This is a genomic window from Micromonospora sp. KC721, assembly GCF_004348355.1.
In the GTDB taxonomy this organism is placed as follows: domain Bacteria; phylum Actinomycetota; class Actinomycetes; order Mycobacteriales; family Micromonosporaceae; genus Micromonospora.
Genome location: NZ_SMJY01000121.1, coordinates 1 through 19,250 on the forward strand (window position 1 = coordinate 1; position 19,250 = coordinate 19,250).

The 19,250-nt window shown below is 72.1% G+C and carries 14 protein-coding genes and 2 pseudogenes; 12 read left to right on the plus strand and 4 right to left on the minus strand.

Annotated elements, in window-relative coordinates; all coding sequences use genetic code 11:
- From trmB to E1182_RS19805, 3 genes are all read left to right on the plus strand, one after another.
- Window positions 1-671: tRNA (guanosine(46)-N7)-methyltransferase TrmB (gene trmB / locus E1182_RS19795; protein ID WP_371687576.1), on the plus strand; the 671-nt coding region annotated here is incomplete at its 5' end.
- 73 nt (window positions 672-744) lie between these two features.
- Window positions 745-3,249: an RNA helicase gene (locus E1182_RS19800; protein ID WP_132267455.1), complete on the plus strand. Its 2,505-nt coding sequence runs from the start codon at window positions 745-747 to the stop codon at window positions 3,247-3,249.
- 105 nt (window positions 3,250-3,354) lie between these two features.
- Window positions 3,355-3,705, plus strand: coding sequence for a hypothetical protein (locus E1182_RS19805; RefSeq protein WP_243706314.1), 351 nt, complete (start codon window positions 3,355-3,357; stop codon window positions 3,703-3,705).
- Between the two features lie 2 nt (window positions 3,706-3,707).
- On the opposite strand, the pseudogene E1182_RS19810 reads toward E1182_RS19805, so the two are convergent.
- A pseudogene (locus E1182_RS19810) lies at window positions 3,708-3,858 on the minus strand (pyridoxamine 5'-phosphate oxidase family protein); the annotation flags it as partial.
- Window positions 3,859-4,305: 447 nt separating this feature from the next.
- On the opposite strand from E1182_RS19810, the gene E1182_RS19815 reads away from it, so the two are divergent.
- Both E1182_RS19815 and E1182_RS19820 read left to right on the plus strand, forming a co-directional pair.
- Window positions 4,306-4,953 (plus strand): hypothetical protein, encoded by a 648-nt coding sequence (locus tag E1182_RS19815; protein WP_132267457.1) that lies wholly within the window; start codon window positions 4,306-4,308, stop codon window positions 4,951-4,953.
- A gap of 234 nt (window positions 4,954-5,187) precedes the next feature.
- Window positions 5,188-5,628, plus strand: a complete 441-nt coding sequence (locus E1182_RS19820) for a DoxX family protein (RefSeq protein ID WP_132267459.1) — start codon at window positions 5,188-5,190, stop codon at window positions 5,626-5,628.
- 300 nt (window positions 5,629-5,928) lie between these two features.
- Here E1182_RS19820 and E1182_RS19825 read toward each other — a convergent pair whose 3' ends face one another.
- Entirely contained in the window at window positions 5,929-6,396 is a 468-nt protein-coding gene (locus E1182_RS19825) for a cytidine deaminase (protein ID WP_243706315.1), read from the minus strand.
- Between the two features lie 260 nt (window positions 6,397-6,656).
- Between E1182_RS19825 and hrpA the strand changes: the two genes are divergently transcribed.
- Window positions 6,657-10,691 carry an ATP-dependent RNA helicase HrpA gene (hrpA, locus tag E1182_RS19830; protein WP_132267463.1) on the plus strand — a complete coding sequence of 1,345 codons (4,035 nt, stop codon included), beginning with the start codon at window positions 6,657-6,659 and terminating at the stop codon, window positions 10,689-10,691.
- A 13-nt stretch (window positions 10,692-10,704) separates the two neighbouring features.
- Here the strand turns inward: hrpA and E1182_RS19835 are convergent, their stop codons facing one another.
- Both E1182_RS19835 and E1182_RS19840 read right to left on the minus strand, forming a co-directional pair.
- Entirely contained in the window at window positions 10,705-12,063 is a 1,359-nt protein-coding gene (locus E1182_RS19835; RefSeq protein WP_132267465.1) for a squalene monooxygenase, read from the minus strand.
- A 61-nt stretch (window positions 12,064-12,124) separates the two neighbouring features.
- Window positions 12,125-13,060, minus strand: coding sequence for a LysR family transcriptional regulator (locus E1182_RS19840; protein ID WP_132267467.1), 936 nt, complete (start codon window positions 13,058-13,060; stop codon window positions 12,125-12,127).
- 29 nt (window positions 13,061-13,089) lie between these two features.
- On the opposite strand from E1182_RS19840, the gene E1182_RS19845 reads away from it, so the two are divergent.
- The 6 genes and pseudogenes from E1182_RS19845 to E1182_RS19870 form a co-directional block, all read left to right on the plus strand.
- Window positions 13,090-13,821 carry a succinate dehydrogenase cytochrome b subunit gene (locus E1182_RS19845; RefSeq protein WP_132267469.1) on the plus strand — a complete coding sequence of 244 codons (732 nt, stop codon included), beginning with the start codon at window positions 13,090-13,092 and terminating at the stop codon, window positions 13,819-13,821.
- 2 nt (window positions 13,822-13,823) lie between these two features.
- A complete protein-coding gene (locus tag E1182_RS19850) occupies window positions 13,824-15,761 on the plus strand; it encodes a fumarate reductase/succinate dehydrogenase flavoprotein subunit (protein ID WP_132267471.1) in 1,938 nt (645 codons plus the stop codon).
- A complete protein-coding gene (locus E1182_RS19855; RefSeq protein ID WP_132267473.1) occupies window positions 15,758-16,519 on the plus strand; it encodes a succinate dehydrogenase/fumarate reductase iron-sulfur subunit in 762 nt (253 codons plus the stop codon). Before E1182_RS19850 ends, E1182_RS19855 begins: the two co-directional genes overlap by 4 nt.
- Window positions 16,520-16,734: 215 nt before the next feature.
- Window positions 16,735-17,919, plus strand: coding sequence for a zinc-dependent alcohol dehydrogenase (locus tag E1182_RS19860; RefSeq protein ID WP_132267475.1), 1,185 nt, complete (start codon window positions 16,735-16,737; stop codon window positions 17,917-17,919).
- Window positions 17,916-18,917 carry an SDR family NAD(P)-dependent oxidoreductase gene (locus tag E1182_RS19865; RefSeq protein ID WP_132267477.1) on the plus strand — a complete coding sequence of 334 codons (1,002 nt, stop codon included), beginning with the start codon at window positions 17,916-17,918 and terminating at the stop codon, window positions 18,915-18,917. Before E1182_RS19860 ends, E1182_RS19865 begins: the two co-directional genes overlap by 4 nt.
- A 38-nt stretch (window positions 18,918-18,955) precedes the next feature.
- Window positions 18,956-19,250: pseudogene (locus E1182_RS19870) on the plus strand (Zn-dependent hydrolase); the annotation flags it as partial.

Here is a 19,250-nt window from a genome sequence, read left to right on the forward strand (position 1 = left end):
CCACCCACGCCGCCCGGATCCGCACCTTCCATCCCCGGCGCGGCCGGATGACCGGCCGCCAGACGGACGCCCTGGAACGTCTCTGGCCCGCGTACGGCCTCGACATCGCGGCCCTGGACGGCCCGTTCGACCCGGCGTCACTCGGTCGCGGTGCCCCGGTGGTGCTGGAGATCGGCTCCGGGATGGGTGACGCCACGGCGGCCATGGCGGGGGCCGACCCGGATCGGGACTACCTGGCGGTCGAGGTGCACACGCCGGGCATCGGCAACCTGTTGGAGCTGGTGGAACGGCACGGCCTGGGCAACGTCCGGGTGGCCCGGGGCGACGCGCTGGAACTGGTCCGGGCGATGCCCGAGGGGTGCCTGGACGCGGTGCACGTCTTCTTCCCCGACCCGTGGCCGAAGGCACGGCACCACAAGCGGCGGATCATCCAGCCGGTCCACGTGGCGCTGCTGCGGTCCCGGCTGCGTCCCGGCGGAACGCTGCACTGCGCCACGGACTGGGCCGAGTACGCCGAGGCGATGCGGGCCACCCTCACCGCCGACCCGGAACTGGTCGACGTGCACGGCGGCTTCGCGCCGCGACCCGCGCACCGGCCGGTGACCAAGTTCGAACGCCGGGCCCTGACCGCCAACCGGGAGATCTTCGACCTGGTCCACCGCCGCCGCTGACCCGCGCACTCCCCCACCGGGGCCGGCCCCGGTTGGCGCGCAAGGGCGTGCGCCGGGCACGATGGGAGCCGCCATGACTCTCACCGCCGCGCTCCCGCGAACCGCCGACCCCGACACCCTCTACGACGCGTTCGCCGGCTGGGCGTCCGAGCGCGGCCTGGAGCTGTACCCGCACCAGGAGGAGGCGGTCATCGAGATCGTCTCCGGCGCGAACGTGATCATGAACACCCCGACCGGCTCCGGCAAGAGCCTGGTCGCGATCGCGGCGCACTTCGCGGCCCTGGCCGAGGACCGGACGACCTTCTACACCGCCCCGATCAAGGCGCTGGTGTCGGAGAAGTTCTTCGCGCTCTGCGAGGTCTTCGGCGCGGAGAACGTCGGGATGCTCACCGGCGACGCCAGCGTCAACGCCGACGCCCCGATCATCTGCTGCACCGCCGAGATCCTGGCCAACCTGGCGCTGCGGGAGGGCGCACGGGCCGACGTCGGCCAGGTGATCATGGACGAGTTCCACTTCTACGCCGAACCGGACCGGGGCTGGGCGTGGCAGGTACCGCTGATCGAGCTGCCGCAGGCGCAGTTCGTCCTGATGTCCGCCACGCTCGGCGACACCACCCGGTTCGTCGACGACCTGGCCCGGCGTACCGGCCGGCCGACCGCCGTCGTGCGTTCGGCCGAGCGGCCGGTCCCGCTGCTCTTCTCGTACGCGATGACGCCGCTGCACGAGACCCTGGAGGAACTGCTGGAGACCAAGCAGGCCCCGGTGTACGTCGTGCACTTCACCCAGGCCGCCGCCCTGGAACGCGCCCAGGCCCTGATGAGCGTCAACGTCTGCACCCGCGCCGAGAAGGACATGATCGCCACCGCGATCGGCAACTTCCGGTTCACCTCCGGCTTCGGCAAGACGTTGTCCCGGCTGGTGCGCCACGGCATCGGCGTGCACCACGCCGGCATGCTGCCCAAGTACCGCCGCCTGGTGGAGACCCTGGCGCAGGCCGGGCTGCTCAAGGTCATCTGCGGCACCGACACCCTCGGTGTCGGCATCAACGTGCCGATCCGCACCGTCCTGTTCACCGGCCTGTCGAAGTACGACGGGGTGCGGACCCGGCTGCTCAAGGCCCGCGAGTTCCACCAGATCGCCGGGCGGGCCGGCCGGGCCGGTTTCGACACCCTCGGGCGGGTGGTCGTGCAGGCCCCCGAGCACGTCATCGAGAACGAGAAGGCCCTGGCCAAGGCCGGCGACGACCCGAAGAAGCGCCGCAAGGTGGTCAAGAAAAAGCCGCCGGAGGGCTCGATCGGCTGGGGTGAGCCGACCTTCCAGCGGCTGGTGGAGGCCGAGCCGGAGCCGCTGACCTCCAGCTTCCAGGTCAGCCACTCGATGCTGCTCAACGTCATCGGCCGTCCCGGCGACGCGTTCGCCGCGATGCGGCACCTGCTCACCGACAACCACGAGGACCGCGCCGCGCAGCGCCGGCACATCCGCCGGGCCATCGCCATCTACCGGGCGCTGCGCGCCGGTGGCGTGGTCGAACAACTCGACGCGCCCGACGAGGCCGGCCGGCGGGTCCGGCTCACCGTCGACCTGCAGCTCGACTTCGCGCTCAACCAGCCGCTGTCCCCGCTGGCGTTGGCCGCCATCGAGTTGCTCGACGTCGAGTCCCCGTCGTACGCGCTCGACGTGCTCTCGGTGATCGAGTCGATCCTCGACGACCCGCGCCAGGTGCTCTCCGCCCAGCAGTTCAAGGCGCGCGGCGAGGCGGTCGCCGCGATGAAGGCCGAGGGCATCGAGTACGAGGCCCGCCTCGAACTGCTCGACGAGGTGACCTGGCCCAAGCCCCTGGCCGAACTGTTGGGCAACGCGTACGAGCTGTACCGGCAGGGACACCCCTGGGTCGCCGACCACCAGCTCTCCCCCAAGTCCGTGGTCCGCGACATGTACGAGCGGGCGATGACCTTCGGCGAGTACGTGCAGTTCTACGGGCTGACCCGGTCCGAGGGACTGGTACTGCGCTACCTCGCCGACGCGTACAAGACGCTGCGGCAGACCGTTCCGGAGGACGCCAAGACCGAGGAGCTGGTCGACCTCATCGAGTGGCTGGGCGAGTTGGTGCGCCAGGTGGACTCCAGCCTGATCGACGAGTGGGAACGGCTGCGCAACCCGTCCGACGTGGCCGAGGTGGCCTCGGCCCTGGACGACCGGCCGCCGGCGGTGACCCGCAACACCCGGGCGTTCCGGGTGCTGGTGCGCAACGCGCTGTTCCGCCGGGTCGAGCTGGCCGCCCTGCGCCGCTGGGATCTCCTCGGCGAACTCGACGGCTCCGACGGGTGGGACGCCGACGCCTGGGCGGACGCGTTGGAGCCGTACTTCGCCTCGTACGACGAGATCGGGGTGGGTCCCGACGCGCGCGGGCCGGCGCTGCTGATGATCGAGCAGGGCCGGGAACGCTGGACGGTACGGCAGATCCTCGACGACCCGGAGGGCGACCACGACTGGGGCATCAGCGCCGAGGTCGACCTCGCGGCGTCGGACGAGGCGGGTGCCGCGGTCGTCCGGATCACCGACGTCGGGCAGTTGTAGGAGCATCGCCCGTACGCTGCCCGGCGTGGACGTGCAGCGGGCAAACCGGCAGCGGGCATTGATCGGCGAGGTCGTGGACATCGCGACGGACGCCCGGATCGAGGTGTGGCTGCGCTGCGGCGGCGCGGTTTCCAGGCCGTCGACGGGCCGCCGGTCCAGCAGCAACTCGACGTCGTGCGCGATGGCGAGGAGTCGAGCTTTGCCTGGCTGGCGCGGGACGCCGCGGGTCGCCTCGTGGTGGGCGGCGGCCCGTGGGCCGGCGAGCCGTATCCGGCCGGCATGCTGGACTGGCCAGCTGGACGGATCGGGCGGGTGTGTTGCCCGATCATCAGCCCGGCGGCGCAGATCGAGATCAAACAGATGATGCCGGTGTGGGTGCCGGGCCGGCCCCGGCGAGCCAAGGACGCCGCGGACGTGGCCCGGTTGCGGGCTGGGCTGCGCAACCGCCGCCCCTGAGCCGTACGGCGTCCGGCAGCCGGCTCAGGTCGCCGCGCGCCGCCAGAACTGGCGGGCGGCGTACCCCTCGCGTCGAAGCCAGTGCTCGGTGTAGACGATGCGGGTCGCCTCGATGACCACGAGGGTGTCCCGGGGTGACTCCGCTTGTCGCCTCGGCGGCGGTCGCATACGGTCCCGGCCATACCGATTCGGATGAACGAATCCATGACCACCAGCCGGTGCGCTCGGTCCACCGGCACGCCTTCGGCGGCGAACCCGGCGGCACCGTGGCGGATCTGGTGGGATGCCCTCCGTCGCGATGATCCGACCGCTGCGTCGGGACGTTCGTGTACTCCGACGCGTTCTGGAGGTACGACTGCATCGGCCTCCGCGACGAGAACGCCGGCTGACCCCCGGCGGGGCGACCGCTGCTCATGGAACGCTCTGCCGCCTCAGGGCTGGCCACCTTCTAGGCACCGGGGCCGCACCGTCGGCCCCTTCGATCGGGGTGGCCGGCTGGCAGCGGACTCAACCAAACCGGGGCTCCGATTCCCTGGGAGATGTCACACCCGTCGATTAGAATGTATGTACTAATCGAGCCGCTGACCTGGGAGGACGCCCATGACCGCGCCCACCTCCGCCGCCCCGATCACCCCCTACGCCACCCTCCTCGGTTTCACCCGGTACGTCGACCGCACCGGACCAACCAAGGCCACCTTCGTCGGTGGTCTGCGCCGTCAGCGGGCCAGCCGCTCCGGCTTCAACCCGCACGGCCAGTTCGTCAAGGCCCTGAAGGCCGACGTCGCCTTTCACACCGGTGGCACCCACCTGGCGCAGGTGGCCGATCTGGTCAAGCCCCGCTGGCGCCCGCTCTACCAGGCGCTGGTTCCGGGTGCGTCGGCCTGGCTGGAGTCCCTCGGCGACCCGGCCGGCGTCGACCTGGCGCAGACCCGTGACGCGCTCGCCATGCTCGGCGACCTGCCCGTCAAGATCAACCCGCACTTCGGTGTCCGATACGCCGACGGTCGCGCCGAGGCGGTCCGACTGCACTTCGACGAGGCCCAGCCGAGCGGGGAGGCGACGCTGGCCACCCTGCACCTGATGGCCCGACACATGGACGCGGTGCTGCCGCACGCCGAGCCGGTCCTGGTCGACGTGCGGCGCGGTGTGGCGCACCGGATGCCCGCCGACGCCAAGCCCGAGCAGGTGGAGCAGTGGCTGGCCGGGGAGGCCGCCGCGTTCCGCGCCATCTGGTCCACCGCCGCCTGACCACCCACCCTTGTCATGCGGCGAATCGGGGTATCCGACGATGCGGATACCCCGATTCGCCGCAGGCGCCGGGGCGCGCGTCGTGACCAGACTCTCAAGCAACGCGTAAAAGTTGAGCGTTCAACAGTTTCTCGCTACGGTCGGCTTCGATGGCTCGCGCGCCAGCCGTGGCCTACCGGCCGGCGGTCGGCAGCGCGGGTCCGACAGTCGTACGCCCAGACCGAGGAGAACCGCATGACCCCGCCCACTCCCGTCCGTGACGTCGTGATCCTGCTCGCCCGGGTCGGCATCGGCATCGTCTTCTTCGCCCACGGCTGGCAGAAGCTGGTCACCAACGGCATCGACGGCACCGCCGCCTTCTTCGACCAGGCCGGCGTGCCGCTGCCAACCCTCTCGGCGTGGTTCGCCGCGCTGGTCGAGCTGATCGGCGGCGCGGCGCTGATCGTCGGCGCGGGCCTCCCGATCGCCGGCCTGCTGCTGGCGGTGACCATGGCCGGCGCGTTCCTCTTCGTGCACGCCGGCAAGGGCCTCTTCATCGACCAGGGCGGCTACGAGTACGTCCTCACCCTCGGCGCGGCGAGCCTGCTGCTGGCCGCGGTGGGCGCCAGCCGGTTCAGCGTCGACCACCTCCTGTTCGGCCGCCGCACCCGCGCCGTCGACACCGCCCGCTCCTGACCAGCCTGGCTCGGACGGCGCCACCGCCGCGTAACCCGCACCGCCGACAGCACCTTCACCCGACGGGCCCGGCGTAACCCCGGTGGTGCCCGCCTGGTGATGGCCGCGTGCCGCCCGGGCGCTGGCCCGCCGACACCCCGACGGTCGGCACCGGCCAGGATCAACGGCGAGCCGGCAGACGGCCGCCGCAGCGAAACGGTGGCCTCCCTCGACGGGAGGCCACCGTTTCGTGACTGGAAGCCGCCCGCCGGCCGCGCCTACCCGCACCCGGGCAGGGGACCGGTCCGCAGGAAAAGCCGCTCAGTCCTCCGAGGCCTGACGGCTGGCCGGGACGGTCGGCATCGGCCACTGCCCGGTACGGACCAGCGCGGAGGCGTCGAGCCGCTGATCCGCCCAGCTGTCCGTCTCGGGGAGCAGGTCGGCCACCGGCACCAGCCGCAGGGCGTCCATCGGGCCGACGATCACGTGGATCGAGGGCACATGGTCGAGCAGCACCTGGCGGCACCGCCCGCAGGGCGGCACCACTCCCCGCCCGCGGTCGCCCACCGCGACGATGGCCTCCAGCTCACTGACGCCCTGGGTCGCGGCGGTTCCGAGGACGACCAGTTCGGCGCAGGGGCCGCCGGTGAAGTGCGCGACGTTCACCCCGCTGAAGACCCGCCCGTCGGCCGTCCGGGCCGCGGCGGCGACGGTGTGCCGGTCGCTGCGGCAGCGCAGCTTGGCGACCGCGGTCGCGGCCTGGACCAACGCTCGGTCCGTGTCCAGCATGTCCATCTCGCGCCCCCGTCCTGTCGCCGGACAGCCTAGCCCCGCCAGGCCGCGTTCCCCGGCAGCGACGCCGCCGTACCTCGAACGACAGCCCCCTCAAGATCGACTCCGTCTGCGCCACGATGGGCCATCCCAGCGAGAGGACACCGCTACTTGCGGCAGATTGAGACGCCTCGGCCCGGCTCAGCCCGCAGCCTGCCACGGCGTCGGCGGTAACCCGGAAGCGGTCCGCCGTGGGGCTGCCTATCCTTGGCGACGACATGCAGAATCCCGCCGCACCCGCCACCGTCCGCGAGCTGCACCGCCGCCTGGACTCCCTGATGTTCCGCGACCAGCGACGCCTCCAGCGGCGGTTGGACGGCGTCCGGAAGGTCAAGGATCCGCAGCGGCGTGACAGCGCGCTGGCCGAGATCGCCACCGAGGTGGCACGGGCCGAGTCCCGGCTGGCCGCCCGGCGGGCCGCCGTGCCGGCGATCACCTACCCGGCGCAGCTACCGGTCAGCGAACGCAAGGACGACATCGCCGCCGCCATCCGCGACCACCAGGTGGTGATCGTGGCCGGCGAGACGGGCTCCGGCAAGACCACCCAGCTGCCCAAGATCTGCTTGGAGCTGGGGCGCGGCGTGCACGGGCTGATCGGGCACACCCAGCCCCGCAGGCTCGCCGCCCGCACCGTCGCCGACCGGATCGCCGAGGAGCTGGGCACCGAACTGGGCGAGGTGGTCGGCTACAAGGTCCGCTTCACCGACCAGGTCGGCGACAACAGCCTGGTCAAGCTGATGACCGACGGCATCCTCCTGGCCGAGTTGCAGACCGACCGGATGCTGCGCCAGTACGACACGCTGATCATCGACGAGGCGCACGAGCGCAGCCTCAACATCGACTTCATCCTCGGCTACCTGAAGCAGCTCCTGCCCCGCCGCCCCGACCTGAAGGTGATCATCACCTCGGCCACCATCGAGACCGGTCGGTTCGCCCGGCACTTCGCCGGTCCACCGACCGAGGACGCACCCGACGGCGAGCCCGCCCCGGTCGTCGAGGTCTCCGGGCGGACCTACCCGGTCCAGGTGCGGTACCGACCACTGGTCGAGGTCATCGACGCCGACGAGGAGGACGCCGACGAGGAGAACGTCCGCGACCAGATCCAGGCCATCGGCGACGCGGTCGAGGAGTTGGCCGCCGAGGGGCCCGGCGACGTCCTGGTCTTCCTCAGCGGTGAGCGGGAGATCCGGGACACCGCCGAGGCGCTGGGCAAGCTGGTGCAGAAGAAGCGGACCCTGCTCGGCACCGAGATCCTTCCGCTGTACGCCCGGCTGTCCACCGCCGAGCAACACCGGGTCTTCGCCCCGCACACCGGCCGCCGGGTGGTGCTGGCCACCAACGTCGCGGAGACGTCGCTGACCGTCCCCGGCATCAAGTACGTGGTGGACCCGGGCACCGCCCGGATCTCCCGCTACTCCAGCCGGCTGAAGGTGCAGCGGCTGCCCATCGAGCCGGTGTCCCAGGCGTCGGCGAACCAGCGCAAGGGCCGCTGCGGCCGCACCTCCGACGGCATCTGCATCCGCCTCTACGACGAGCAGGACTTCGCCGCCCGCCCCGAGTTCACCGACCCGGAGATCCTGCGCACCAACCTCGCCTCGGTCATCCTCCAGATGACCTCGATCGGGCTCGGCGACATCGCCGCCTTCCCGTTCATCGACCCGCCTGACCGGCGGCACATCGCCGACGGCGTCAGCCTGCTGCAGGAGCTGGGTGCGCTCGACCCCACCCAGACCGACCCGACGAAGCGGCTCACCCCGCTGGGCCGGCGGCTGGCGCAGCTCCCGGTCGACCCCCGGCTGGCCCGGATGGTGATCGAGGGCGAACGCAACGGCTGTGCCACCGAGGTCGTCGTGATCGCCGCCGCGCTGTCCATCCAGGACCCGCGCGAGCGGCCGGCGGAGAAGCAGGCCCAGGCCGACCAGGCGCACGCCCGGTTCGCCGACTCCGAGTCGGACTTCGTCGCGTACCTGAACCTGTGGCGGTACCTGCGGGAGCAGCAGCGGGCGCTGTCGTCCAGCGCGTTCCGCCGGATGTGCAAGGCGGAGTACCTGAACTACCTGCGGGTGCGCGAGTGGCAGGACATCGTCAGCCAACTGCGGCAGGTGTTGCGTACGCCGGAGGGAGGCCGGGGTGGGCGACCGGCGCGCGACGCCGACGGCGACGGCCGGCGCGGCGTCGGCGCGGACCTGCCCGAGGAGATCGACACTCCGAAGGTGCACCAGTCGCTGCTGCCCGGCCTGCTGTCGCAGATCGGGCTCAAGGACGCGCAGAAGCACGAGTACCTGGGCGCGCGGGGCGCGAAGTTCGCGATCTTCCCCGGTTCGGCGCTGTTCAAGAAGCCACCGCGCTGGGTGATGGCCGCCGAGCTGGTGGAGACCTCCCGGCTGTGGGGCCGGGTCGCCGGTCGCATCGAGCCGGAGTGGGTCGAGCCGTTGGCGCAGCACCTGGTCAAGCGCAGCTACAGCGAGCCGCACTGGGAGAAGAAGCAGGCCGCGGTGATGGCCTACGAGAAGGTCACCCTGTACGGCATCCCGATCGTCACCTCCCGCAAGGTCAACTTCGGGCGGATCGACCCGGGGCTGAGCCGGGAGCTGTTCATCCGGCACGCCCTCGTCGAGGGTGACTGGTCCACCCACCACCCGTTCTGGCAGGACAACCAGCGGCTGCGCGCCGAGGTCGAGGAGCTGGAGAACCGGGCCCGGCGGCGCGACATCCTGGTCGACGACGAGACGATCTTCCAGTTCTACGACGAGCGGATCCCCGCCGACGTGGTCTCCGGCCGGCACTTCGACGCCTGGTGGAAGCAGACCCGCCGGGAACACCCCGACCTGCTCACCTTCACCCGCGACCTGCTGGTCAACGCCGGCCGGGGCGGGGTCGACGAGGCCGACTACCCGGACCAGTGGCGGGCCGACGGGGTCACCCTGCCGCTGACGTACACCTTCGACCCGACCGCCCCCAGCGACGGCGTCACCGTCGACATCCCGCTGCCGCTGCTCAACCAGGTCCCGGCGGAAAGCTTCGACTGGCAGGTGCCGGGACTGCGCGAGGAGCTGGTCATCGCGCTGATCCGGTCGCTGCCCAAGGCGGTGCGCCGCAACTTCGTCCCGGTGCCGGACTACGCCCGCGCCGCCCTGGCGGCGATCACCCCCGGCGAGGAGCCGCTGCTCGACGCGCTGACCCGGCAGCTACGCCGGATGACCGGGGTCACCGTCCCGCGCGAGGCGTGGGACGTCGGCAAGCTCCCGCCGCACCTGCGGGTCGGTTTCCGGGTGCTCGACGAGGAGAACCGGCCGGTCGCCGAGGGCAAGGACCTCGCCGCCCTGCAACGCCAGCTCCGCCAGGAGGTACGCCAGGTCGTGGCCGCCGCCGCGCCGGACGTCGCCCGGACGGGCCTGAAGGAGTGGAGCATCGACTCTCTCCCCCGCACCATCGAGCAGGTCCGCGCCGGGTACGCGGTGACCGCGTACCCGGCGCTGGTGGACGAGGGCGCCACCGTCGGGGTGAAGGTGTTCGACTCCCCCGCCGAGCAGGAGGCCGCGCACTGGGCGGGCACCCGCCGGCTGCTGCGGCTGACCGTGCCGTCCCCGGCGAGGTTCCTGCAGGGCCGGCTCTCCAACGAGGCGAAGCTGGCGCTGAGCCGTAACCCGCACGGCGGGGTGCAGCAGCTCATCGAGGACGCGGCGGGCGCGGCGATCGACAAGTTGGTAGCCGACGCGGGTGGCCCCGCCTGGGACGCCGACGGCTTCGCCGCGCTGCGCGAGCGGGTCCGCGCCGACCTGGTCGACACGGTGGTCGACGTGATGGACCGGGTCCGCAGGGTGCTCGCCGCCGCGTACGCGGTGGAGCAGCGGCTCGGCAAGACCCAGAACCTGGCCGTGGTGGCCGCCCTGGCCGACATCCGCCAGCAGCTCTCCGGCCTGGTGCACGCCGGCTTCATCACCGAGACCGGGTACGCCCGCCTGCCCGACCTGCTGCGCTACCTGACCGCGATCGAACGGCGGCTGGACCGGCTTCCCGGCAACCCGCAGCGGGACCGCCAACAGCAGGACCGCATCGCGGTGGTGCGCAAGGAGTACGCCGACCTGCTGGCCGCGCTGCCGCCAGCGCGGCGGAACTCGGCGGCGGTCCGGCAGATCCGGTGGATGATCGAGGAGCTGCGGGTGAACGTCTTCGCGCAGGCGCTGGGCACCCCGTACCCGGTGTCGGAGCAGCGGATCTACCGGGCGATGGACGAGGTCGAGGGGCGCTGATCCCGCCCGCCGGTCAGGCCGGGTGGCGCTCCGGCCGGACCGACGCCGGGGCCGGACGCGGCCCGCGCAGCACGCGCAGCACCCGGCCCGGGGTGAGCAGCCGGGTCGGCGGGTCGACCAGGTTGATCACCCGCAGGAAGGCCGCGCCGAGGTCCGCGTCCGTGGTGGCTGCCGCGTGCAGCCGGGCGACATAGGCGTTGACCAGCCGTACCGTGAGGGTGCGTCGACCGGCGACCTCGGGGAAGCGCAGGTCGGTGCCGACGGAGATCTGCCACGGGCCGTCGATCAGCCGAGCCGCACCTCGGTAGAAGCGCCGGGCCAGCCGGTCACCGCCCTCGGCGAGCAGCCGGCGCAGCAGCAGTGCCTCCAGCGAGGCCACCGTGATGCCCTGCCCGTAGATCGGGTTGAAGCTGCACAACGCGTCGGCGAAGACCAGGTGCCCTTCGGGCAGGTGGCGCAGCCGTTCGTAGCGGCGGCGGACGCTGGCCGGGTAGCCCATCCGGACCGGTTCGCTCGCCGGCAGTGCGGTGCGCAGCAGCTCACCGATCTGCGGGGCGGACAACGAGTCGGCGAACGCGGCCATGCCCTCGTCGTCGGTGGGCGGCTGCTCCCCGAGCACGCCGCTGAGCACCACCGCGAACCGGCCGTCCTCGTGCGGGGCGACGATGCCGGCGCGAGGCCGGCCCGGCATCGCGTTGACCAGCGCGCCCAGCAGCCCTTCCAGCTGGCCCGGCTCCCGCCGGTAGGTGCGGGTGACGTAGGTGACGTCGACTCCGACCCGTTCCTCCGGCGCGGCCGGGTAGCCGAGCTCGGCGAGCCAGACCGGGCTGCGGCTGCCCCGGCCGCCGGCGTCGACGACCAGGTCGGCGTCGATGGTGGTCTCGGTCCGGTCCGCTCCGGTGGGGACCGCCCGCACACCGGTGACGCGGGCCCCGTCACCCTCGGTGAGCAGGCCGGTGACCGTGTGCCCGGACAGCACCCGCACGCCGGGCAGGACGGCGACCCGCTCCCGCACCACCTGCTCCAGCAGCGGCCGGCTCATGCCGTAGGCGACCAGGTCGGAGGGGGCGCGGCGCATCCGGTGCCCGTCGTTGTACCAGTGGACCTCGCCGTGCAGGTCGACCGGGCAGGCGCCCCGGGCGGTCAGTTCCTCGCCGATGCCGGGGAACAGGTCGACGAGCACCTGCCGTCCCCGGTCCAGCAGCACGTGCAGCTGGCGTCCCTGGGGCACGCCGCGTCGGCTGGTCGGGGTCGCCGGCAGGTCGTCCCGGTCGAGCAGGATCACCTCGGCGTACGCGTCGGTCAGGGCGCGGGCGGCGAGCAGACCGCCCATGCTGGCGCCGATCACCACGGCGCGGCCGGCAGGTGCCATGTGGGCAGCGTAGGGGTGGCACGGCCGGTGCGACGTCTTCCAGCGTGCGCGACCGGTGCGGTCAGAGCGGTTCCACGCCCGGGGGCAGTTCGTCGCCGCCGGTGGCGTCGTGCACGTACTCCAGCAGGATCCGGCGCAGTTCCCGGCCGGCGTGGGTGGGTACCACGTCGCGCCGCCGGGCCACCGCGATGGTCCGCCGTACGCCGGGCGGGGCAAGCCGGGTGACCCGTACGCCGGCCCGGCGGGCGACCACGATGCCGGGGACGAGGGCGACGCCGAGGCCCGCCTCGACGAGGCTGAGCACGGCGTCCATCTCCCCGCCGTCGACCGCGACGGTCGGCTCGAATCCGGCGGCCCGGCAGGCCTGGAGGGTGGCGTCGCGCAGGTCGTAGCCCTCGCGGAACATCACCAACGGCTGGTCGCGCAGGTCGGTGACGCGCACCTGGCCGGTCCAGTGCGCGGCGGGCAGCGGGTCGACGGAGGCGACGACCAGGCTCTCCCGCAGGATGGGGTCGACACGCAGCCCGGGGTCGGCGCCCTGTGCCGGCATGATGATCAGGGCGAGGTCGAGGTCGCCGCGGAGCAGGAGGCGTACGAGATCCTGCGAGCCGCCCTCCTCGACCCGCAGGTCGACGCTGGGGTGGGCGTCGCGGAACCGACGCAGCACCGGCGGTGCCAGCGAGGTGGCCAGGCTGGGGGTGGCGCCGAGGCGGACCCGCCCCCGGCGCAGGCCGACCAGTTCCTGCACCTCGCGGGTGGCGGTCTCCACGTCGGCGAGGATCCGCTTGGCCAGCGGCAGCAGCACCTCACCGGCCGTGGTGAGGGTGATGTTGCCCCTTACCCGTTCGAAGAGCGGGGCCCCGAGGTCGGTCTCCAGGGCGTGAATTTGCTTACTCAACGACGGCTGGGTGATGCCGACCAGGTCAGCGGCTTGGGTGAAATGTCGTACTTCAGCGACCGCGACGAAGTATTTCAGCTGATGGAGCTGCACCTGGATAGCCTACGGCTATCAAGACTGCGAGGTCGATGCATTGGACGACTGATCAAAGTGCTTCTAGCGTCCATCACGTGGTAGTCACGCAAACCCGGTCGCCCATCCGCTCGAACGTCGGTCTCAAGGCCGTCATGGCGGTGACGGGCCTTCTCCTCGTGCTGTTCCTCATCGCCCACATGCTCGGCAACCTGAAGATCTTCGCCGGTGCCGAGTCGTTCAACCACTACGCCCACTGGCTGCGCGAGCTGGGTAGCCCCCTGCTGCCCGCCGGCTGGTACCTGTGGCTGCAGCGCGGCGCGCTGCTGGCTGCCCTTGTCGCGCACATCTGGGCCGCCACCGTGCTGGCGCTGCGCGCGCGCGCCGCCCGCCCGGTCCGGTACGCCCACCGCAGGAAGGTCCAGGGCAGCTACGCCGCCCGCACCATGCGCTGGGGTGGAGTGATCATCGGGCTCTTCGTGATCTACCACATCCTGGACCTGACCACCGGTCACCTGAACCCGGTCGGCGACCCGACCCGGCCGCAGGCCAACGTGGTGGCGGACTTCGCACCCGACCGTTGGTACGTGACCCTCTTCTACACCCTCGCGGTGGTCGCCCTCGGCTTCCACCTGCGCCACGGCGCCTTCAGCGCGTTCCGCAGCCTCGGCCAGCAGACGCCGAAGGGTGAGCGCCGGGCCAAGAACCTCGCGCTGGTCTTCGCCGTCGCGCTGACCGCCGGCTACCTGGTGGTGCCGTTCGCCGTACTCATCGGATTGGTGCGCTGATCATGGATCTCTACACCGAGGGCGACCCGATCGCCGACACCAAGGCCCCCGAGGGTCCGATCGAGACCCGCTGGGAACGCCGCCGCTTCTCCGCCAAGCTGGTCAACCCGGCGAACCGGCGCAAGATGACCGTGATCGTGGTGGGCACCGGCCTGGCCGGCGGCTCGGCCGCGGCGACCCTGGCCGAGCAGGGTTACCGGGTCAAGTCGTACTGCTACCAGGACAGCCCACGCCGGGCGCACTCCATCGCCGCGCAGGGTGGCATCAACGCCGCCAAGAACTACCGCAACGACGGCGACTCGGTCCACCGGCTCTTCTACGACACGGTCAAGGGCGGTGACTTCCGCTCGCGCGAGTCGAACGTGCACCGGCTGGCCGAGGTCTCGGTCAACATCATCGACCAGTGCGTGGCCCAGGGTGTGCCGTTCGCCCGCGAGTACGGCGGCCTGCTCGACACCCGCTCCTTCGGCGGCGCGCAGGTGCAGCGCACCTTCTACGCCCGCGGGCAGACGGGCCAGCAGCTGCTGCTCGGCGCGTACCAGGCGCTGGAGCGGCAGATCGGCCTCGGCAACGTGGAGATGAACGCCCGGCACGAGATGCTGGAGCTGGTCGTCGTCGACGGCAAGGCCCGGGGCATCGTGGTCCGGGACCTGGTCACCGGCGAGATCAGCACCGAGATGGCCGACGCGGTGGTGCTCGCCTCCGGCGGCTACGGCAACGTCTTCTACCTCTCCACCAACGCCAAGGGCTGCAACGTCACGGCCACCTGGCGGGCGCACCGCAAGGGCGCGTACTTCGCCAACCCCTGCTACACGCAGATCCACCCGACCTGCATCCCGGTCTCCGGCGACCACCAGTCGAAGCTGACCCTGATGAGCGAGTCGCTGCGCAACGACGGCCGGGTGTGGGTGCCGAAGGCCAAGGGCGACGACCGCGCGCCGCGCGACATCCCCGAGGACGAGCGGGACTACTACCTGGAGCGGATCTACCCCTCCTTCGGCAACCTGGTTCCCCGCGACATCGCCTCTCGCGCCGCGAAGAACGTCTGCGACGAGGGCCGCGGGGTCGGGCCGACCAAGCTCGGCGTCTACCTCGACTTCGCCGACGCGATCAACCGGCTCGGCCGCAAGGCCATCGAGGCCAAGTACGGCAACCTCTTCGAGATGTACGAGCGGATCACCGGCGAGGACCCGTACGAGGTCCCGATGCGGATCTACCCGGCCGTGCACTACACGATGGGCGGCCTCTGGGTCGACTACGACCTGCAGTCCACCATCCCCGGGCTGTTCGTGATCGGCGAGGCGAACTTCTCCGACCACGGCGCGAACCGGCTCGGTGCGTCGGCGCTGATGCAGGGTCTCGCCGACGGCTACTTCGTGCTGCCCGCCACCATCGCCAACTACCTGGCCGCCGGCCCGTTCGAGGCCATCGACGCCAGCCACCCGGCCGCCGTGCAGGCCCGCCGCGACGTGGAGGACCGGATCACCCGGCTGCTCGCCGTCGACGGCGACCGCACGGTGGACTCGTTCCACCGTGAGCTGGGTCAGATCATGTGGGAGCACTGCGGCATGGAACGCACCGAGGCCGGGCTGCGCAAGGCGATCGACGAGATCCGGGCCCTGCGCGAGCAGTTCTGGCAGCGGGTCCGCGTCCCGGGTGACGGCGAGGGGCTCAACCAGTCGCTGGAGAAGGCCGGCCGGGTGGCCGACTTCTTCGAACTGGCCGAGCTGATGTGCGTCGACGCCCTGCACCGCGAGGAGTCCTGCGGCGGCCACTTCCGGGCCGAGCACCAGACCCCCGACGGTGAGGCGCAGCGCGACGACGACCGGTTCGCCTACGTGGCGGCCTGGGAGTACACGGGCACCGGGGAGCCGGCCGTGCTGCACAAGGAAGACCTGAAGTTCGAATACGTCCACCCCACGCAGCGGAGCTACAAGTGAATCTGACCCTGCGCATCTGGCGCCAGAAGGGCCCTGAGGACAAGGGTCGGATGGTGACCTACCAGGTCGAGGACGTCTCCCCGGACATGTCGTTCCTGGAGATGCTCGACGTGCTCAACGAGCGGTTGATCCTCTCCGGTGAGGAGCCGGTCGCGTTCGACCACGACTGTCGCGAGGGCATCTGCGGCATGTGCGGCCTGATGATCAACGGCGACGCGCACGGGCCGCAGCGCGGCACCACCGCGTGCCAGCTGCACATGCGGCAGTTCTCCGACGGCGAGACGATCGACATCGAGCCGTGGCGGGCCCGGGCCTTCCCGGTGATCAAGGATCTGGTGGTCAACCGGAACGCCTTCGACAAGATCATCGCCGCTGGTGGCTACATCACCGCCCCGACCGGCAGCGCCCCGGAGGCGCACTCCACCCCGGTGCCCAAGGCCGACGCCGACGCCGCCTTCGAGTCGGCCGCCTGCATCGGCTGCGGCGCCTGCGTGGCGGCCTGCCCGAACGGCTCGGGGATGCTCTTCACCGCCGCCAAGGTCACCCAGCTCTCGCTGCTGCCGCAGGGGCAGCCGGAGCGGTACACCCGGGTGGTCGGCATGGTGGACGCCCACGACGAGGCCGGCTTCGGCGGCTGCACCAACGCCGGTGAGTGCACCGTGGTCTGCCCGAAGGGCATCCCGCTGAACACCATCGGCCGGCTCAACCGCGACTACCTGGCGGCGACCGCCAAGAACGGCGGCAAGCCGGGCTCCTGAGCCCTGATCCGACGGCCGACCCTCGGGTGTCCATCGATCACCGTTACCCGCACGTGGGGGTATTCCTCGACTGGAATGCCCCCACGTGGCGCATCTGAGGGGTTATCAGGCGCGGTCCGACGCGCACCACCCTCGGTGACGGGACCGACACCACCGGTTCAACCCCGCCCGCCCGGGTAGCACATACCCCGGGACGCAGGGAGAGGGGACCGCCGATGAGGGCAGTGACCTGGCACGGCAAACGGGACGTCCGGGTGGAGAAGGTGCCGGACCCGACGATCGAGGAGCCGACCGACGCGATCGTCCGGATCACCTCCACCGCGATCTGCGGCTCCGACCTGCACCTGTACGAGGTGCTCGGGCCGTACCTGAAGCCGGGCGACATCCTCGGGCACGAGCCGATGGGCGTCGTCGAGGAGGTCGGTCCCGAGGTGACCGGACTCAAGCCCGGCGACCGGGTGGTCGTGCCGTTCAACATCGCCTGCGGGCACTGCTGGATGTGCGACCGGCAGCTCTACGCGCAGTGCGAGACCACACAGGTGACCTCGACGGGCAAGGGCGCCGCCCTGTTCGGCTACACCTCGCTCTACGGCTCGGTCCCGGGCGGGCAGGCCGAGTACCTGCGGGTCCCACAGGCGCAGTTCGGCCCGATCAGGATCCCGGAGGACGGCCCGGACGAGCGCTACCTCTACCTCAGCGACATCCTGCCCACCGCCTGGCAGGCGGTGCGGTACGCCGACACCCCGCCCGGCGGCACCCTGGCGGTCTTCGGTCTCGGCCCGGTGGGCCAGCTCTGCGCCCGGATCGGCCGCCACCTCGGCGCGGACCGGGTGATCGGGCTGGACCTGGTGCCGGAGCGGCTGGAGATGGCCCGCCGGCACGGTGTCGAGACGCTCGACGTCAACCAGCTCGACGACGTGCCGGGCACCCTGGTCGACCTGGTCGACGGGCGCGGGCCGGACGCGGTCATCGACGCCGTCGGCATGGAGGCGCACGGCGCTCCGCTGGGCAGGATCGCCCAGACCGCCGCCGGGCTGCTACCGGACCCACTGGCCCGGGCGATGACCGACCGGGTCGGCGTCGACCGGCTGGTGGTCCTCACGGCCGCGCTCAAGGCGGTCCGCCGCGGCGGCACCGTCTCCGTCACCGGCGTCTACGGCGGCGAGGTGGACCCGCTGCCGCTGATGGAGATGTTCGACCGGGGCGTCCAGCTACGGATGGGCCAGTGCCACGTACGCCGCTGGACCGACGAGATCGTGCCGCTGCTCACCGCCGACGACGACCCGCTGGGCGTGGCGGACCTGCGCACCCACCGGATGCCGCTGGCCGAGGCGCCGCGGGCGTACGAGATGTTCCAGCAGAAGCGGGACGGCTGCGTGAAGGTCGTGCTCGCGCCGTGAGCCGGGTGGTGGTGATCACCGGTGCGAGCAGCGGCATCGGCCGCGCCACCGCCCGGGAGTTCGCCGGTCGCGGTGACCGCCTGGTCCTCGCGGCCCGTTCCCCCGAGACCCTCGCCCAGGTCCGCGACGAGTGTCGGCAAGTCGGCGCGGAGGTGCGCGACGTGCCCACCGACGTCACCGAAACCGGCGCGCTCGACGCCCTGGCCGCCACCGCGGTCGCCGAGTTCGGCCGGATCGACGTGTGGGTGCACACCGCCGTGGTGATGGCGTACGGGCGGTTCGACCAGACCCCGGCGGAGGTGTTCGACCAGGTGGTCCGGACCGACCTGCTGGCCGCCGCCGCGGCCGCGCGGGCCGCGCTGCGGCACTTCCGGTTGGCGCGGCGCGGCACGTTGATCCTCACCGGCTCGGTGCTCGGCCACGTCACCGCGCCCTACCTCGGCGCGTACGTGACCAGCAAGTGGGGTCTGCACGGCCTGTCCCGGGTGCTGCGGCAGGAGTCCCGGGACCTGCCCGGGGTCCAGGTCTGCCTGATCACCCCCGGCAGTGTCGACACCCCGGTCTACCAGCAGGCGGCCAACTATGCCGGCCGGGTCGGGCGGCCTCCGCTGCCGATCACCACCCCCGAGCGGGTGGCCCGGGCCGTCGTCGACTGCGCCGACCGGCCGCGCCGGGAGATCTCGGTGGGCCGGCTCAACCTGATCATGCGAGTGGCTTTCACCGCACTGCCGGGCCTCTACGACGTGCTGGTCGGGCCGCTGATGCGCCTCGGTGGCCTGACCGACCGGCCGGTGCCGCCGACCGAGGGCGTGGTGTTCCGGCCCCACCCGGCCGGCGAGGCGGTGCGGGGCGGCTGGCTGCCCGACCTGCCGGGCCTGCTCCGGTCGGTCGGCGACACGGCCGCGTCCGCCGGCGCGGCGGCCGGACGCCGGCTGTGCCGCCGGCTCGCCTCCCGCCCGGCCACTCCCGGTAGTGGCGCTCGGGCGTCGACACGGTGACTACCGTGTACGACGGGAGATGGCGGAGGGGAAAGACGATGCGGGCACCAGCGGACGGGCAACCGGGTTCGGCCATCAGCGGGCGGCTGTGGCGGTTGGCGGGGCTGGCCGCGGTGGCCGGTCTGGCGTACGCGGCGCGGGACGTGCCGGCGCAGCTCGGCGGGCGACTCACCGGAGCCCGGGCGGAACGGGCGGCCCGCTCCCCGCAGTTCCGCGACGGCCACTTCCACAACCGGGCTCAGATCCAGTCGATGATCACCGGCGAGCCGGGCCGCAACCTGCTCTGGGAGCTGGTCTTCGGCAAGCAGCGCCGCCGCCCCACCGCCCCGGTGC

Excerpts from the sequence above, each read along its gene's own strand:
- E1182_RS19815 (WP_132267457.1), top strand. The coding sequence starts at position 4,306 with ATGACCGCGCCCACCTCCGCCGCCCCGATCACCCCCTACGCCACCCTC.
- E1182_RS19820 (WP_132267459.1), top strand. The coding sequence starts at position 5,188 with ATGACCCCGCCCACTCCCGTCCGTGACGTCGTGATCCTGCTCGCCCGG.
- E1182_RS19835 (WP_132267465.1), bottom strand. The coding sequence starts at position 12,063 with ATGGCACCTGCCGGCCGCGCCGTGGTGATCGGCGCCAGCATGGGCGGT.
- E1182_RS19860 (WP_132267475.1), top strand. The coding sequence starts at position 16,735 with ATGAGGGCAGTGACCTGGCACGGCAAACGGGACGTCCGGGTGGAGAAG.
- E1182_RS19825 (WP_243706315.1), bottom strand. The coding sequence starts at position 6,396 with ATGCTGGACACGGACCGAGCGTTGGTCCAGGCCGCGACCGCGGTCGCC.
- E1182_RS19850 (WP_132267471.1), top strand. The coding sequence starts at position 13,824 with ATGGATCTCTACACCGAGGGCGACCCGATCGCCGACACCAAGGCCCCC.
- hrpA (WP_132267463.1), top strand. The coding sequence starts at position 6,657 with ATGCAGAATCCCGCCGCACCCGCCACCGTCCGCGAGCTGCACCGCCGC.
- E1182_RS19800 (WP_132267455.1), top strand. The coding sequence starts at position 745 with ATGACTCTCACCGCCGCGCTCCCGCGAACCGCCGACCCCGACACCCTC.
- E1182_RS19845 (WP_132267469.1), top strand. The coding sequence starts at position 13,090 with ATGCATTGGACGACTGATCAAAGTGCTTCTAGCGTCCATCACGTGGTA.